Here is a 17532-nt window from a genome sequence, read left to right as displayed (position 1 = left end):
GAACCCCGAATAACCGGGGGTGCTCCTGCGCCCGCCCACACGATGCGCGAGAATCACCTCGACACATACCGAGCTTGGAGACGGGACACCATGGCGCACACTCCGGTCAACCACCCCCTGCGGCCGATCTACCGCGCCCTGGGCGCGCTGACCGGCGTCTACTTCATCGTCTTCGGCGTCGTCGGGATCATCGTCAACGCCGGCGAGGGCCTCTTCGGCAACGACGGCGGTCTGGTGCTGGGTCAGCAGGCCAACATGTTCTGGTCGATCGTCTCCATCCTCGTCGGCGCGATCGTGCTCGCGGCCGCGGTGATCGGGCGCAACTCCGACACGCTGGTGGACAAGTACTTCGGCTGGGGCCTGGTCGGGGTCGGCGCGTACGAGCTGGCGGTGCTGCGGACGGACGCCAACTTCCTCGATTGGAGCGTCGCGACGGTCGTCGTCACCTGGCTCCTGGCCCTGGTGCTCATCATGGCCGGGCAGTACAGCAAGGTGGCGCCCCCGTCGCAGGCCGGTGCGCCGCGTCAGGAGCGCGAGGCGCAGAACGCCTGATGGCTCACTACCCCCTCGACCACCACCTCCGTCAGCCGTACCGTTTCCTCGCCGGCGCCGCCGGGCTCTACCTGACCCTCTTCGGGGTGCTGGGGATCGCCGCGACGTGGGGTGACCCGTTCCTGCACCGTGGCTCCGACTGGGTGCTGGGCCTGCGGACCAACCCCGCCACGGCCTGGCTGTCCACGCTGGTGGGGCTCGCGATCCTGGCCGCCGTCCTGCTGGGCGGGAACGTGCACCACCGGGTCAACGTGGTGCTCGGGTGGGCGCTGATCGCGTACGCCATGGTGCTGCTGGCGTTCCTGCAGACCGACGCCAACGTCCTGAACGTCTCCATGGTGAACGTCATCGTGCTGACGATCCTCGGCCTGGTGGTGCTCACGGCCGGGCTCTACGGCAAGGTCGGCGACCGGGCCTGAGCGCCGCTCAGCGTGACGCGCGGGTCAGCGGGGTGGGCTTCGCCTCGAGGTTGGACAGGCCGTTCCAGGCCAGGTTGACCAGGTGCGCCGCCACCACCTCCTTCTTGGGCTTGCGCGCCTCGCGCCACCACTGGCCCACCAGCGCCACCATGCCGACCAGGGCCTGGGAGTAGAGCTCGGCGAACTTCGGGTCGATGCCCCGGGCCTTGAACTCGGCGCCGAGGATGTGCTCGACCTGGTGCGCCACGTCGTTCATCACGCTGGAGAAGTTGCCCGCCGACTGCAGGACCGGGGATTCGCGTACCAGCACGCGGAAGCCGTGCGGTTCCTGCTCGATGTAGTCGAGCAGGGCCAGCGCCGCCTGCTCGAGCAGCTCGCGGGGGTGCCCGGCGGTGAGCGCGGTGGTGATGCGCTCCAGCAGGGCGCGTACCTCACGGTCCACGACCACCGCGTAGAGGCCCTCCTTGCCGCCGAAGTGTTCGTAGACCACCGGCTTGGAGACCTTCGCCCGGGCCGCCACCTCCTCCACCGACGTCCCGTCGTAGCCGCGTTCGGCGAACAGCTGGCGGCCGATGACGATGAGTTGTTCGCGCCGCTGGGTGGCGGTCATGCGGACGCGGGAGCCGCGGCGGCGGCCTGGCTCGCTGGGGTCGGTCACTTCCACATCCTGTCAGGACCCGCCGTCCCGCGCGGGCCGGTCGCGCGTCGCCGCAACCTTGCACGAAGGGGCAGGTCAGGGACGAACGGGCAAGGGAAAGGTCGGCCGGCCGTTTCCGATGTCATATCTCGTCACGTTCTGCGCTGAGATCCGCGCCATACGGCGGCGGTCGGTAAATTCTGCCGTAACCCCCTGTGACCCCGGCAGACACGGCGGATTGCTGCACGGCGAGCGAAAGAATCTGCACTTTTTCCATCGAGAAGGTGTAACGCGTCTGTAACTAGAGATCGATAACGTCCGCTGTCGAGCAACATTCACGTATCGACATTCTTTCCTCCCCCATGCCCTTGCCCGGCTGTGCAACCGTGTCCGAACGACGAGGCGGGAGTCCGATGAAGACAGTGCGACAGACGAGGTCACTGGTTCTTGCCGTGAGCGGCGGCGCGGCGCTCGAACCGAGCCCGCACCAGGTCGCCGCGGCGGCCCGGGCCGGCGCGGTCGGCGTGTTCGACCTGGGCGCCGGTGACCCCTGGACGCTGCGGTTGCTGAGCCGGGCGGCGCGCCGGGCGCGCGACGGCATGGGCGTACGGGTGACCGCCGCGTGCGCCGCCACACCGTCCGATATGGAGCGCGCGGCCGGCGATGCGGTCGATCTGGTGATCGTGGCTGCCGACGCCGGCTGGGACATCGCCGCGCTGGCCGGGCGCCACCAGGTGTACGCGGAGGTGACCGGCCTCGACGAGGCGCGCGCCGCGATCGCCGCCGGCGCCCACGGGCTCGTCGCGCGGGGCATGGAGTCCGGCGGCCGGGTCAGCGAACTGAGTGCGTTCGTGTTGCTCCAGCGTCTTGTCGAGCTCGGGGTGCCGGTGTGGGTGGCCGGCGGCGTGGGGCCGTACACCGCGGCGGCCTGCGTGGTCGGCGGTGCTGCGGGCGTGCTGCTGGACACCCAGCTGACGCTGCTGCCCGAGTCCACTGTGTCCGACGGCGCCCGCTCCGCGATCCGCCGGATGGACGGCACCGAGACGGTGCTGCGCGACGGGCTGCGGGGCATCGAGGTCGACGGCGCTCTGCTCCCCGTCGGCCAGGACGGCTGGCTCGCCGCCGACTTCGCCCGCCGGTACGCCGACACGCCTGCCGCCGTGCGCGGGGTGCGCGACTCGATCCTGCGGGCCCTGGAGCACCCGGAGGCCGGTGACGTGCTCGCACCGGGCGCGCCGTTGGCCCGGACGCTCGGCGTGGACCTCCCCGTCGCCCAGGGCCCGATGACCCGGGTGAGCGACGTCGCCGGGTTCGCCGAGTCGGTGGCCGAGCGGGGTGGCCTGCCGTTCATCGCGCTCGCGCTGGCGAACGCCGAGCAGACCCGGCGGATGCTCACCGAGGCCGCCGCCGCGCTGGGCGACCGCCCGTGGGGTGTCGGCGTGCTCGGCTTCGCCCCGGAGCAGCTGCGCGCGGCGCAGATCGAGGTGATCCGCGAGATCCGCCCCGCGGTCGCGATCATCGCCGGCGGTCGTCCCGCCCAGGCGAAGGGCCTGGAGGCGGACGGCATCAGCTCGTTCCTGCACGTGCCCTCGCCCGGTCTGCTCAAGCAGTTCCTGCAGGCGGGCTCGCGCAAGTTCATCTTCGAGGGCGCCGAGTGCGGCGGGCACGTCGGCCCGCGGGCCAGCTTCCCGCTGTGGGAGGCGCAGCTGGGCGTGCTGGAGGAGTTCCTCGCCGGCCGTCCCGACGGCACGGCCGCGGAGCTGCAGATCTTCTTCGCCGGCGGCATCCACGACGAGCGCTCGGCGGCGATGGTGGCCGCGATGGCCGGTCCGCTCACCCGTCGCGGCGCCCAGGTCGGCGTGCTCATGGGTACGGCGTACCTGTTCACCGAGGAGGCCGTGACCCACGGCGCGATCCAGCCGCTGTTCCAGCAGCAGGCGATCGACGCGACGAGCACCGCCCTGCTGGAGACCGCCCCCGGCCACGCCACCCGCTGCCTGCAGTCCGGTTTCGTGGACGACTTCCACAGCCTGCGCGAGCAGCTCGAGGACGCCGGCGTGGAGAACCGGGTCGTCTGGGAGCAGCTGGAGATGCTCAACGTCGGCCGGCTGCGCATCGCCAGCAAGGGCCTCACCCGCGACGGCGACCGGCTGGTCACCGTGGACGAGGCCACCCAGGCCGCCGAGGGCCTGTTCATGGCCGGCCAGGTCGCCGTGCTGCGCGACGCCGCGACCACGATCTCCGGGCTGCACGCCCAGGTCACCACCGCGGCCGCGGCCACGCACGCCGACCGGGTCGCCGATCTGCGCGTGGACCTGGGCCTCGACCCGGTGCTGGAGGCCGAGGTCGCCGACCCGCTGGACGTCGCGATCGTCGGCATGGCCTGCGTCTTCCCCGGCTCGCCCGACCTGGCGAGCTTCTGGGAGACGGTGCTCACCGGCGCGGACCGGGTGGGCGAGGTGCCGGCCGACCGCTGGGACGTCGACACGTATTACGCGCCCGAGGTCGGGCCCGGGCAGACCGGCCGGATCACCGTGTCGAAGTGGGGCGGGTTCATCGACCCCGTACCGTTCGACGCGATCAAGTACGGCATCCCGCCGGCCGCGCTGGCCAGCATCGACCCGACGCAGCTGCTCGCGCTGGAGATCTCGCACCGGGCGCTGGTGGACGCGGGGTACGCGTACGACTCGGGCTTCGACCACGCGCGGACCGGCGTGGTGTTCGGCGCCGAGGCCGGCAGCGACATGAGCCAGACGCAGACGCTGCGCACGCTGCTGCCCGGCTACCTGGGCGAGGTTCCGGAGCAGATGGAGGGCCTGCTGCCCACCGTCACCGAGGACACGTTCCCCGGCGTGCTGGCCAACGTCATCGCCGGCCGGGTGGCCAACCGGCTCGACCTGGGCGGCCCGAACTACACCGTGGACGCCGCGTGCGCCTCGTCGCTGGCCGCGATGGACTCCGCCTGCAAGGAGCTGCTCGCCGGCGACAGCGACCTGATGATCTGCGGTGGCGCCGACCTGCACAACGGCATCAACGACTACCTGATGTTCACCTCGGCGCACGCGCTCTCGCCGACCGGCCGGTGCCGCACCTTCGACAGCACCGGCGACGGCATCGCGCTGGGCGAGGGCGTCGCCGCGGTCGTGCTCAAGCGGCTGTCGGACGCCGAGCGCGACGGCGACCGCGTGTACGCCGTCATCAAGGGCCTCGGCGGCGCCAGCGACGGACGGGCGCTGGGCCTGACCGCGCCGCGCGCCGAGGGGCAGCGGCGGGCGCTCGACCGGGCGTACGCCGGCGCGGGCATCTCCCCGAGCGAGGTGGGGCTGGTCGAGGCGCACGGCACCGGGACGGTCGTCGGTGACCGTACGGAGCTGGAGACGCTGACCCGGCTCTTCACCGAGTCCGGCGCCCGCCCCGGCGCGACGGTGCTGGGCTCGGTGAAGTCGCAGATCGGGCACACGAAGTGCGCGGCCGGCATGGCGGGCGTGATCAAGGCGGCGCTCGCGCTGCACACCGGCGTCAAGCCGCCGACGATCGGACTCACCCGGCCCAACCCGGCGTGGAGCCCGGAGTCCAGCCCGTTCGCCTTCCACACCGAGACCCGCCCCTGGGCCGCGCCCGCCGAGGAGCGGTACGCCGGCGTCAGCGCGTTCGGCTTCGGCGGCACGAACTTCCACGTGGTGCTCGGCGCGCACGCCGCCACCGCGGACCCGCGGCACACCCGGCAGCAGTGGCCCGCCGAGCTGTTCCTGTTCCGCGGCGCCACGGCTGACACGGCCCGGCGCGGCGTGCAGAAGCTGCTCGACAAGCTTCCGGGCAGCGGCCGACTGCGGGACCTGGCCGCCGCGGCGGCGCGCGAGTCCGACCCGCGGACCGGCCCGGTGCGCATCGCCGTCGTCGCGTCCGGCGTGGACGACCTGGCCGGGCTGCTGCAGCGCGCGCTGAACGGCGAGCACGACCCGCGTGCCGGTTTGATCCAGCCGCCTGCGGCCGAGGGGCCGGGGAAGGTCGCCTTCCTGTTCCCGGGGCAGGGCAGTCAGAAACCGGGGGCGTTGTCCGACCTGTTCGTCGCCTTCCCCGAGCTCCACGAGTATCTCGAGCTGGGCCGGGAATGGGCCGGCCTGCTGTTCCCGCCGACGGCGTTCGACGAGGAGACGGAGAAGGCCCAGCAGGATCGCGTACGCGACACCCGCGTCGCCCAGCCCGTCCTGGGCATCGGCGGTCTCGCCGCCGACCACGTGCTGCGGCGCCTCGGCGTACGCCCCGACATGGCCGGTGGGCACAGCTACGGCGAGCTCGTGGCGCTGTGCACGGCGGGCGCCTTCGACCCGGCGACGCTGCTGGACCTGAGTCGCGAGCGGGCCGCCGCGATCCTCGCCGCCGCGGGCGACGACCCGGGCACGATGGCCGCGGTGAGCGGCACCGCCGAGCAGATCTCCGGCGTGCTGGCCGCCGCCGGGCTGTCCGGCGAGGTGGTGCTCGCCAACCACAACGCGCCGACTCAGGTCGTCATCTCGGGACCGACCGAGGCGGTCAAGCGCGCGACGGCCGCGCTCAAGGAGGCCGGCCTGCGGGCCCGGGGCATCCCGGTGGCGGCCGCGTTCCACAGCCCGGTCGTGGCCGGCGGCTCCGACACCTTCGCCGGCGTGCTCGCCACCCGCGAGATCGGCGCGCCGGCGTTCCCGGTGTGGTCCAACCGCAGCGCGGAGCCGTACCCGGCGGACGCCGCCGCGGTCCGTGACGGGCTCGCCGGGCAGATCGGCGCGCCGGTCCGCTTCGTCGAGCAGATCGAGGCCATGTACGCCGCCGGTGCCCGCACCTTCGTCGAGGCCGGCCCCGGCCAGGTTCTCGCCGGCCTGGTCGGCGCGGTGCTCGGCGACCGCCCGCACCTGGTCGTCACCGTCGACGGCCGCCCCGGGCAGGGCCTGCGCGCGCTGCTCACCGCCGCCGCCGAGCTGGCCTGCGCCGGGGTGCCCGTGCAGACCGGCTGGCTCTTCGCCGGACGCGACGCCGGTGACCCGGCGGGCCCGGCGACGAACCGCCCCATGTGGACCGTCGACGGCCAGGTGGTCCGGGACGGCAACGGACAGTGCCTGCCCGGCGGGATGACCCCCGCCCGGCGCATCGAGATCGGAGAGGTGACGATGACCGCAGCGCCGGGGCCCGAGGGCGTCCGCGACAGCCGCAGCGAGCTGGTCAGCGAGTTCCTGCGGACCAGCCGGGACCTGATCGCGACCCAGCGCGACGTGCTGCTGGCGTTCCTGGGCGGGGACGGTTCCGGCGGGCGGCTCGTGTGGCAGCCGGGCGAGGCCGTGGCCGCGCCGGCGCTCGCCCCCGTACCGGTGGCGGCGGCCACGCCGATGGCCGCGCCGGTCTCGCCGGCGCCGGTGATGACGTCCGGGGTGCACTACCCGACGGTCGCCGAGACGGAGGCGGTGCTCGTTCCGGAGCCGGCGGTGGCGGCCCCCGGCATGGACGTCCAGGGCGCCGTCCTCTCCGTCATCAGCGAGCGCACCGGCTACCCGGAGGAGCTCATCGAGCTGGACCTGGACCTCGAGGCGGACCTGAGCGTCGACTCGATCAAGCGTGCCGAGGTGGCCGGCGAGGTCGCCAACCGGCTCGGGCTGGCGGTCGAGGGCGACGAGTCCGAGCTGGAGGACCTGGTCAAGGCCCGGACCGTCCGCGCGATGGTGGGCTGGCTCGACTCGAAGATCAACACGACCGCTCCCGCCGCCCCGGCGGTCGTGGCACCCGCCGCGTCGGCTCCGGCGATCGACGTGCAGGGCGCGGTGCTCGCGGTGATCAGCGAGCGCACCGGCTACCCCGAGGAGCTCATCGAGCTTGACCTTGATCTGGAGGCGGACCTCAGCGTCGACTCCATCAAGCGCGCGGAGGTGGCCGGCGAGGTGGCCGACCGGCTGGGCCTCGCCGTGGAGGGCGACGAGTCCGAGCTGGAGGACCTGGTCAAGGCGCGGACCGTACGGGCGATGGTCGGCTGGCTCGACACGAAGATCAACGCGTCGGCCGCCCCCGCCCCGGCCGTTGCGGCGTCAGAGGTCAGGGCCGAGGAGAGCGAGGCGCCGCCCCGGCTGGGCATCGCGCCGCAGCGCCTCGTCGCTCGCCTCGAGCCCGCCGCTCCCGGCGAGACGGCCGGGCCGGGCCTGGCCGGCGCCCGCTTCCTGATCACCGGGGGCGGCGCTGCCGGCGTACGGCTCGCCGAGCTGCTCACCGAGTCCGGCGCCACCGCGGCGACCGGCGCGCTCACCGACGACCCGGCCGGCGCCGACGGCATCATCCTGCTCGACGGGCTCACCGACGGCTCGGGCCCGCTGCTGCCCGACGCGTTCGGTTTCCTCAAGAACGCCCTCGCCGGCGGGCCGCGCTGGCTCATCGCCGCGGGCCCGGCCGACGCGCGTACCGACGGCCTGACCGGGCTGTTCCGCACGATCGCCCGGGAGTATCCGGAGACCGTCGCCCGCTACGTCGAGATGTCCGCGCAGGCCGGCCCCGATGACGTCGCGGGCGCGCTGATGGAGGAGCTGCACGACAGCTCCACGACACCCGTGGTGTACCGCCGGGCCGAGGGCCGCCTCGTGGGGCGGCTCACCGAGAGCGGCCTCGGGATGCTCGCCGACGGCGGGGCGGGACCGGCCGGGGACGGTGTGGCCGAGGCCCGCGCGATCGGGCTCGACCAGGACGCGGTGGTGGTGCTGATCGGCGGGGCGCGGGGCATCACGCCGTGGTTCGCCCGTACGGTCGCCGCCGCCTCCCGGTGCCGGGTCGAGCTGGTCGGGCGTACCCCGCTGCCGCAGACCGACGAGGACCCGGAGCTGGCCGCCGCCACCGACAAGGCGGCGCTGCGGGCGGCGTTCGCCCGGCGCGGCATGCGCTCGCCGGCCGACATCGACCGGGCGGCCTCGGCGATCCTCGCGGCTCGCGAGGTCAACGCCACCGTGGCCGAGCTGACCGAGCTCGGCGCCGAGGTGCGCTACCACTCGCTGGACGTCCGCGACGACGAGGCGACCCGCCGGCTGATCAAACGGATCCACGACGAGCACGGCCGCCTCGACGGCCTCGTCTACGCGGCCGGGATCATCGAGGACAAGCTCATCGGCGACAAGGACCCGGCCTCCTTCGAGCGGGTGTTCCGCACCAAGGTGGACGGCGCCCGGTCGGTGCTGGAGGCGCTCGACGCGTGCGGCGCGGCACCGAAGTTCGTGGTGATGTTCGGCAGCATCGCGGCCGCGTACGGCAACCGCGGCCAGAGCGACTACGCCGCCGCCAACGACGCGCTCGACGCGATGGGCGCGCGCTGGTCGCAGGCCACCGGGCACCGCGCGCTGACCGTGCACTGGGGTCCGTGGGCGCCGGTCGGGCAGCACGGCGGCATGGTGACGCCCGAGCTGACCGCGGAGTACGCCCGCCGCGGCATCGGCCTCATCGACCCCGAGGAGGGCGCGATGAGCCTGCTGCGCGAGCTGGCGTGGGGCGACAACCCGTCGGTCGTGCTGACCGCGTCGGGCTGGTAGGCCGCCGTGCAGCCGATCGCCATCGTGGGGATGGCGGCGATCTTCCCGGGCGCCGCCAACCTGGAGCAGTACTGGCAGAACCTGGTCAACGGCAAGGACATGATCACCGATGTCCCCGAGGACCGCTTCGACGCGCTGTTCTACGACCCGGACAACGCGCACCGCCCCGACCGGCTCTACACCCGACGCGGCGGGTTCCTCGACGAGCAGGCCGTGTTCGAGCCGCTGAAGTTCGGCATCATGCCCAACTCGGTCGGCGACATCGAGCCGGACCAGCTCATCGCGCTCGAGGTGGCCGCGGCGGCGATCGCCGACGCGGGTGGCTCGCAGCGGATGCCCGACGCCGACCGGATCGGCGTGATCCTGGGCCGCGGCGGCCTGCTCAACCCGGCCGCGTCGCGCTACGCCAACAAGGTGCGCATGGCCAGCCAGGTCATCAGCGTGCTGCGCGAGCTGATGCCGGACCTCGGCGAGGACCGCCTCGAGATGCTGCGTAACCGCATCGACGAGCGGCTCGGCAAACACCAGCCCGAGGGCACGATCGGGCTGGTGCCCAACCTGGCCGCGTCCCGGGTCGCCAACCGGCTGAACCTGCGCGGGCCGGCGTACACGATCGACGCGGCGTGCGCGTCCTCGCTGATCGCCGTCGACCAGGGGATGACCGAGCTGATCAACGGCCGGCTCGACGCGGTGCTGGCCGGCGGGGTGCACCACGTGCACGACATCAGCTTCTGGTCGGTGTTCAGCCAGCTGCAGGCGCTGAGCCGAAAGGGCGACATCCGCCCGTTCGACGCCGACGCCGACGGGGTGCTGATCGGCGAGGGCACCGGCATGGTGGTGCTCAAGCGGCTGGCCGACGCCGAGCGCGACGGCGACCGGGTGTACGGGGTGATCCGCGGCAGCGGCACCTCCAGCGACGGCCGCTCGGCGAGCATGTTCAACCCGGCCAGCTCCGGCCAGGTCCTGGCGATCCGGCGCGCCTGGGAGACGGCAGGGCTCGACCCGACCGCCCCGGACGCCCTCGGCCTGCTCGAGGCGCACGGCACCGCCACCCCGACCGGTGACGCCGCGGAGCTGACCTCGGTGGCCGAGGTGTTCGGACCGTACGCCGGCGGCGAGAAGCCGGTCATCGGCTCGGTGAAGTCGATGATCGGTCACGCGATGCCGGCGGCCGGGGTCGCCGGGCTCATCAAGGCGACGCTCGCGGTGTACCACGGCGTCCTGCCGCCGACGTTGAACGTCACGAAGCCGCGGGCGGAGATGGCGAAGACCCGGTTCCAGCCGATCGCGTCGGCCCAGCCGTGGCGCAGCCAGGGACCGCGCCGCGCCGGGGTCAACGCGTTCGGCTTCGGCGGCGTCAACGCGCACGTCATCGTCGAGCAGTACGAGTCCGCCGCGCCCGTGACGGTCGCCGAGCCGGAGCACATCGTCTGGCTCGCCGCCTCCTCCGTCGAGGAGATGGGCCGCCTGCTGGAGCGTCCCGACGTCCGCGACCTGCCCCGCCCCGCGACCGGCGGACCGGTACGCCTGGGCATCGTCGACCCCAGCGACCAGCGTCTCGCCATCGCCCGCAAGATCGTGGCGCGCGGCGAGGCGTGGCGCGGCGGCCGCGACCTGTGGTTCACCCCGCGGCCCCTGCTCGGCCCCGGCGGCGGCAAGCTGGCGTTCGTGTTCCCCGGCGTGGAGGCGGAGTTCGCGCCGCGGACCGCCGACATCGCCGCCCACTTCGGACTGCCGCACCGGGAGTGGACCGCCGAGGACCTCGGCCGGCACGGCTCCGGCCTCGTCGAGGTGGGCAGGCTGCTGGACGACGCGGTGCGCCGGATGAACGTACGCCCGGACGCGGTCGCCGGTCACAGCATCGGGGAGTGGACGGCCGCGGCGGTCACCGGGCAGATGAGCACCCAGGGCGTCGACGCGTTCCTCGGCATCTTCGACGCCGACAGCGTGGAGGTCTCCGGGTACGCGTTCGCCGCGGTCAGCGCCCCGATGGAGACCGTGACGCCGCTGCTGGACGGCTACCCGGGCGTGGTCCTGTCGCACGACAACGCCCCGAACCAGTGCGTCGTCAACGGGCCCCGGGAGCAGGTTCAGCGGCTGGTCGACGACCTGCGCGCGCGGACCATTCTGTGCCAGCTGCTGCCGTTCCGGTCGGCGTTCCACACGCCCGTGTTCGCCGAGGGCCTGCAGGCGATCGGCGCGGCGTTGGGCCGCTGGGAGGTGCACCCCACCGAGGTGCCGGTCTGGTCGGGCACGATCTCTGCGCCGTTCCCGTCCGACCCCGACGAGGTCAACCAGCTGTTCATCCGGCACATGATCGAGCCGGTCTGGTTCCGCCGGACGGTCGCCGCCATGTACGACGCCGGCATCCGGGTGTTCCTGCAGATGGGCGCCGGTCAGCTCGCCTCGCTGATCGACGACAACCTGCGCGACCGCGAGCACCTGGCGATGCCGGTGAACGTGTCCCGCCGCGACGGCCTCGCCCAGCTGCGCCGGGTCGCCACGGCGTTGTGGGTGGACGGCGGCGACCCGGACCTGGCGGTTCTGGACCCGGCACCCGTGCACCGGGCCGCGCCGAAGGTCAACGCGGTGGCCGAGCCGTCGGCGCGCAAGGGCCCGGCGGTCCGCCTGGACCTGGGTGGCCCGCTGGTGAAGCTCGGGGAGGGCGCGGACGAGATCCTCGGCCTGGGCACGACACACCCGGCCGAGCCGAGGAACGCGACGCGACCGGCTGAGCCGAAGAAAGAACCGCAGCCCAACGCCGAGGCGCACACCGCGGCGTTGTCCGCGCTGAGCAAGATGGCCGGCACGTCGAAGGCCGCGGCCGAGCTGGCCGCGCTGCTGCAGGAGACCGCCAGCGACGCGGTCACCGTCATGAACGCCGCCGCCACGGCCCCCGCACGGCGGCCGGCGATCCCGCGGCAGCAACCCGCGCCGGCGGTCCCGCGGCAGCAACCCGCCGCGGCGGGGATTCCCCGGCAGCGGGCCGCGACGGCGCCGGCGGCGAGGGCGGCAGCGGCACCACCGCCGGTAACCGCTGGGCACGGATCGACGGTGTCAGCGAGGCCGGTAGCCGTACCGTCGAGCCAAGCGGAGGAAATCCTCCTCAGAACGACCCTCGACGTCTCCGTGGAGACGATGCCCTACCTGCGTGACCACTGCTTCTTCGTGCAGCCGGACGACTGGCCGCGGGTCGAGGACCGCTGGCCGGTCGTGCCCGCGACGACCGTGGTGCAGCACATGATGGACGCCGCGGAGCGGGCCCTGCCCGGCCTCAAGGCCGTCACGGTGCGCGACGCGAAGTTCAACCGCTGGCTGATCGCCGCGCCGCCGCAGAAGGTCGACATCACGGTCAAGCGGGCCGGCGCGAACGTCGTCACGGTGATCTTCGGCGGGTACGCCCGCTCCACCGTGGAGATGGCGGCCGCCTACCCGGAGCCGGCGGAGAAGCCGTGGACGCAGGACCCGGCGACGGAGTTCCCGCCCACGATCAGCGCGGAGCAGATGTACGCCGAGCGCCTCATGTTCCACGGCCCGCAGTTCCAGGGAGTCACCGACGTCCACGCGCTCGGCGACATGCACGTGCGTGGCATCGTCACCGCGCCGACGCCGCCGGGTGCGCTGCTCGACAACGCGCTGCAGCTCATCGGCAACTGGCTCATCACCACGCAGCCGTTCCGCACGGTGGCGTTGCCGGTCGGGCTGCGGCACGTCACGTTCCACGGCCCGCCGCCGGCGCCGGGTACGGCGTTCGACTGCGTCGCCCGGGTGCGCACCGTCACCGACGGTGAGCTGGTCGCCGACACGCAACTGTCGGTGAACGGCCGGGTGTGGGCGCAGATCAACGGCGCCACCGACCGGCGGTTCGACAGCCACCCGACGGCGCGCGCCTGCGAGCGGTTCCCGGAGAAGTACCCCATGTCGCTGCGGCAGGACGGCGGCTGGACGGTGGTCTTCGACGCGTGGACCGACCTGGTCACCCGGGGCATGGCGGCGCGCGGCATCCTCGGCGGCGAGGCCGCGGTCGAGTACGAGCGGATGCCCGGCGCGCGGCGCAACCAGTGGATGCTGGGGCGGATCGCCGCCAAGGACGCGGTGCGCTTCCGGCAGTGGGACGCCGGGCACACCGACGTCTACCCGATCGAGCTGACCGTGCGCAACGAGCCGAGCGGCCGGCCGTACGTGCAGCTGCGTCCGGGCCGCGGCCTGGTCGACTGCGCGGTGTCGATCGCGCACACCGGCGAGGTCGGCGTGGCCATCGCAGGCCCCGCGGGCGCGCAGGTGGGCATCGACGTCGTCGAGATCGCCCCGCGCGAGGAGAGCACCTACCGGTACGCGCTCACCGACGCCGAGCGGGCCCAGCTCACCGACGACCGCAGCTTCGCCCGGCTCTGGGCCGCCAAGGAGGCCGTCGGCAAGGCGCTCGGCACGGGGCTCGACGGCGCGCCCCGCCGCTTCGAAGTCTCCCTGGCCGCCGGCACGGTGACCGTCGGCGACCGGGTCTTCCCGGTCGCCTGGCGGGAGATCGAGAACCCGCCCGACCTGCCGCCGCGCCGCTACGTCGTCGCCTGGACCAACCCCGTAGAGAACTAAGAGGAGCACCGCCATGCCCCTGGACCGGACCACCACGATCCTCGCCGACGTCGCCGGAATGCTGCGTTCCGTGCTCGGCGACTTCGGCGACGACGCCGAGATCACCATGGACACCACCTTCCGCGACGACCTCGGCATGGAGAGCATCGACGTCGTCTCGCTCGCCGGGCGGCTGCAGGCCCGCTACGGCACCTCGGTGAACTTCGCGCTGTTCGTCTCCGGCCTGGACGTCGAGTCGGTGGGTGAGCTGCGCGTCGGCCAGCTCGTCGACTACATCGCCGACTCGCTCGCGAAGGTTCCGGCCACGTCATGAGCATGGTCCGGGCGAACGGGATCGCCCAGCACGTGGAGGAGGTGCCGCCGATCGGCGCCCACCGGGGCACGGTGGTGCTGATCCACGGCATGACGTCGGACAGCATGGCGAGCTGGTTCCTCACGCTGGCCCACCCGCTGGCCGAGGCCGGCCTGCGGGTGCTGCTGTACGACCTGCGCGGACACGGCCGCAGCGCGCGCCCCGCCACCGGCTACCGCCTGGACGACTTCGTCGACGACCTCGAGGCGCTGCTCGCGCACTGGGGCGTCGACGGGCCGGTGCATCTGTTCGGCAACTCGTTCGGGGGCACGGTCGCGTTCGCGTACGCGGCCCGCCACCCGTCCGCGGTCGCCGGCATCGTCACCATCGAGTCGGCGCCGCCCACCGGGGAGTGGTTCACCCGGATGGCGCGCCGGCTCGCCCGGGTCACGGAGACGCTCGCCGACGCCGACGCGGTGGCCGCGAGCCGCCCGCTCATGGCCCGGCGGATGCGCGACGCCTCGGCGCTGCTGGCCCAGACCAGCATCGGCGAGGAGCTGCCGGCGAGCGCCCTGCCCGATGCGGCCGCGTTCGCCGCGGTCGACTGTCCCGTCCTGTGCCTGTACGGCGGCGAATCGGCGGTCAAGGAGCTCGCGACCGCCACCGAGCGGCTGCTGCCGCAGTCCAAACACGTCGTCGTCCCCGGCCAGAAGCACACCCTGCTCATCAAGGCTCCCGACCAGGTGCGCGCCGAGGTGCTGCCCTGGCTCGCCACCCACGTGCACTAGGAGATCCGATGGACCGCGCCATCATCATCAGCAACGGCCGCTGTGGTTCCACCCTGCTCTCCGACCTCATCGTCGAGGAGCCGGAGACCTGCTCGGTGCAGGAGTTCTTCATGTCGGTGGCGCCGTGGAACCGGAGCACCGAGATCATCACCGGGCCGGCGTACTGGGACGTGCTCAGCGGTCCCAAGGAGGAGCTGTCGGTGCTGTTCCGCATCGGCGTGCCGCCCAAGGAGGTGCGCTACCCGGCCACCGGCCGCTTCACCGACGACCTGGTCAACCTCCCGAGGATCCTCGCCATCACGCTGGCCAAGCTGACCGACGACCCGGACGCGCTGTTCGACCAGCTCGCGCCGCGGGTGCGTGCCTTCCCGACGCAGAGCGTCGGCGCGCACCACCAGGCGTTCCTCGACCTGCTCACCGAGCTGACCGGCAAGAAGCGCTGGGTGGAGCGGTCCGGCGGCTCCAGCCAGGTCACCACCTCGCTGCTGGAGAACTTCCCCAGCGCGAAGATCGTCTACCTGACCCGGGACTGGGCGGCGACCGCGAAGTCGATGAGCCGGCACTCGTCGTTCCAGCTCGTGCAGCTGCGGGTCGAGGCGGTCGGACGGTACGGCGTGGACCCGCTCACCGCCGACGCGAGCGACGACATGCCGGAGGAGGTCCGCGCGTACCTGCCCGACCGGCTCACCGCCGAGTTCCTGCAGGAGCGCGGCCGCGACCCGAAGCGGTTCATGGGGTTGTGCGCGTTCATGAGCAGCCAGGCCGAGCAGGCGCTGGCCGATCACCCGCCGGCCCACCTGCACAAGATGGCGTACGAGGCCCTGGTGGCGGACCCGGTGGGCGAGCTGACCGCCCTCGGCGCGTTCCTCGGCTTCGCCGACCCGGCCGGGTGGGCGGTGTCGGTGGCCGATCGCGTCCGCAAGCCTGAGCCAGTAGCGGTGCCGGCATGACCGACTGCACCGAACAACTCCTTGCTGAACCGGGCGACGGCCTCGGCTGTGAGGGCCAGGAGGGCATGCCGACTGGAGGCACAGCATGAGTGCGTTAGCCGGATTAGCGGCTCTCCTGCTGGCGGTCTCGCCCACGTCCGTCGCGAAGGCGGACAGCTTCGAGCTGCTGGGCAAGGCCGCGCCGGACGAGTGCTTCGCCGGCATCGGGCAGCCGTACCCACCGGGCCCGCCGTGCGCGCAGGGCGAACCGAAGGTGAACCAGGCGTACGTGTGGGGCCTGACCCGAGCCGGCAAGCAGGTCTGGTTCGGCACCGGCGCCAACACCCACTGCCTGACCAGCGGCACCAGCCTCGCCACCAGCGAGCCCGTGGTCAACGACAACTACGTCTGCGAGTACGGCGAAAGCCAGGTCGCCCGCACCCACCCGAGCGTGCCCGACGCCCTGGGCGACGTGCGCCCACCCCAGGTGTGGCTCTACGACACCGGCACCGGCGCCCTCACCGACCGGTCGGCCGACATCACCGGCGCCTCCGCCGCGGACGCCCGGCGGCTGCGCAGCACGCTCGGCATGCGCGCGGCCGGAACGCTCGGCGGCGTGGTGCTCTTCGCGGGTCCCTCGCTGACCAGCGGCCTCAACGTCTTCGCCTTCGACGCCGTCAGCCGACGCTTCCTCGGCTCGCGCACGCTGGCCCAGTACGGCAACGCCCGCACGTTCCTCGCCGCCGGCGGCAACCTGTACCTCGGTGTGGGGACCGGGCCCGGTGGCGAGCTCGGCGGGGCGGTGCTGCGCTGGCGCGGCAACCGGGTCACCCCGTTCCTCTTCGAGCGGGTCGGCACCCTGCCCGCGCAGGCCGCCGACCTCGCGTACCAGGACGGACGGCTGTACGCGACCACCTGGTCGACCGCCCGCCCCACCGCGGACGCGCAGCTCGCCGGCGTCTGGCGGAGCCCACCGTTGCCGCTCGACGGTGGTGAGTGGACCCAGGTGTGGAACGCCGGCAGCTACGAGACCGACTCGCTCACCACGACCACGTACGGCCTCGGCGGCGTCGCGTCCTACGGCGGCTGGCTCTACTGGGGCAGCATGCACGTGCCGCTGAAGGCCACAAAAGTGCACCAGACCACGTACCCGCAGCCCACCCCGGAGGCGCAGCGCGCCCAGGTCCGCTTCACCCAGCGCGCCACGAGCATCTGGCGGGGACGGAACCTCGGCACCCCGCAGCAGCAGATCGAGCTGCTGTACGGCGAATCCGCCCTGCCCCGCTACACCCCCGAGACCGGCACCTGGGCGGCCGTGCCGACGGGTTGGACCCCGCGTTACGGCAAGTCCGGCTTCGGCAACACCTTCAACAACTACACGTGGCGGATGACGGTGGCCGGCGACCGGCTCTACGTCGGCACGATGGACTGGAGCTACCTCGTCCAGGACCTCGCCGACGACGCGCCACCCACCGACCCGGCCGGCTGGGGAGCCGACCTGTGGGCGTTCCCCTCCGCCGATGCGCCGGCCCAGGCCGTCGACACCCAGGGTCTCGGCAACCACCTCAACTACGGCATCCGCAACATGGTCACCGACGGGAACGCCCTGTACCTCGGCATGGCCAACCCGATGAACCTGCGTACCGACCCCACCGACTCGGTCCCCGAGGGCGGCTGGGAGCTGAGAAGGCTCACGGTGCCCCACCCGTAACACCGCAAGCGTGGGCGGGCGGCGCATCCCACGACGCCGCAGACCCGTTTCGTGGTGACGAATCCCAGCCCCAGCTTCCGGC

General features: G+C 73.2%; 9 protein-coding genes. 8 read left to right on the top strand and 1 reads right to left on the bottom strand.

Annotation, left to right across the window (positions count from 1 at the left end):
- The first annotated feature begins 90 nt into the window (after positions 1-90).
- Positions 91-552, top strand: coding sequence for a DUF4383 domain-containing protein (locus AB0K03_RS29825; RefSeq protein ID WP_364691439.1), 462 nt, complete (start codon positions 91-93; stop codon positions 550-552).
- Positions 552-971, top strand: a complete 420-nt coding sequence (locus AB0K03_RS29820; RefSeq protein ID WP_364691436.1) for a DUF4383 domain-containing protein — start codon at positions 552-554, stop codon at positions 969-971. The genes AB0K03_RS29825 and AB0K03_RS29820 overlap by 1 nt, the downstream gene beginning before the upstream one ends.
- Positions 972-978: 7 nt before the next feature.
- Here AB0K03_RS29820 and AB0K03_RS29815 read toward each other — a convergent pair whose 3' ends face one another.
- Complete coding sequence (locus AB0K03_RS29815) at positions 979-1581, bottom strand: TetR/AcrR family transcriptional regulator (RefSeq protein WP_364691697.1); 603 nt, start codon at positions 1579-1581, stop codon at positions 979-981.
- A 440-nt stretch (positions 1582-2021) separates the two neighbouring features.
- Here AB0K03_RS29815 and AB0K03_RS29810 point away from each other — a divergent pair, with 440 nt between their 5' ends.
- The 6 genes from AB0K03_RS29810 to AB0K03_RS29785 all read left to right on the top strand — a co-directional run bounded on the left by AB0K03_RS29810 (position 2022) and on the right by AB0K03_RS29785 (position 17450).
- Positions 2022-9137, top strand: coding sequence for an SDR family NAD(P)-dependent oxidoreductase (locus tag AB0K03_RS29810; RefSeq protein ID WP_364691433.1), 7116 nt, complete (start codon positions 2022-2024; stop codon positions 9135-9137).
- Between the two features lie 6 nt (positions 9138-9143).
- Entirely contained in the window at positions 9144-13730 is a 4587-nt protein-coding gene (locus AB0K03_RS29805) for a beta-ketoacyl synthase N-terminal-like domain-containing protein (RefSeq protein WP_364691430.1), read from the top strand.
- A 13-nt stretch (positions 13731-13743) separates the two neighbouring features.
- Positions 13744-14043 (top strand): acyl carrier protein, encoded by a 300-nt coding sequence (locus tag AB0K03_RS29800; protein WP_364691427.1) that lies wholly within the window; start codon positions 13744-13746, stop codon positions 14041-14043.
- The gene (locus AB0K03_RS29795; RefSeq protein ID WP_364691424.1) at positions 14040-14810 is read left to right on the top strand and encodes an alpha/beta hydrolase; all 771 of its coding nucleotides are present in this window, start codon (positions 14040-14042) and stop codon (positions 14808-14810) included. The genes AB0K03_RS29800 and AB0K03_RS29795 overlap by 4 nt, the downstream gene beginning before the upstream one ends.
- 8 nt (positions 14811-14818) lie before the next feature.
- Positions 14819-15760 carry a hypothetical protein gene (locus AB0K03_RS29790; protein WP_364691421.1) on the top strand — a complete coding sequence of 314 codons (942 nt, stop codon included), beginning with the start codon at positions 14819-14821 and terminating at the stop codon, positions 15758-15760.
- Between the two features lie 85 nt (positions 15761-15845).
- A complete protein-coding gene (locus AB0K03_RS29785) occupies positions 15846-17450 on the top strand; it encodes a hypothetical protein (RefSeq protein WP_364691418.1) in 1605 nt (534 codons plus the stop codon).
- Positions 17451-17532 lie beyond the last annotated feature (82 nt).

Origin of the sequence: Actinoplanes sp. NPDC049316 (assembly GCF_040677315.1) — a bacterium.
GTDB lineage: Bacteria > Actinomycetota > Actinomycetes > Mycobacteriales > Micromonosporaceae > Actinoplanes.
This window is presented reverse-complemented; position numbering and strand designations above follow the sequence as displayed.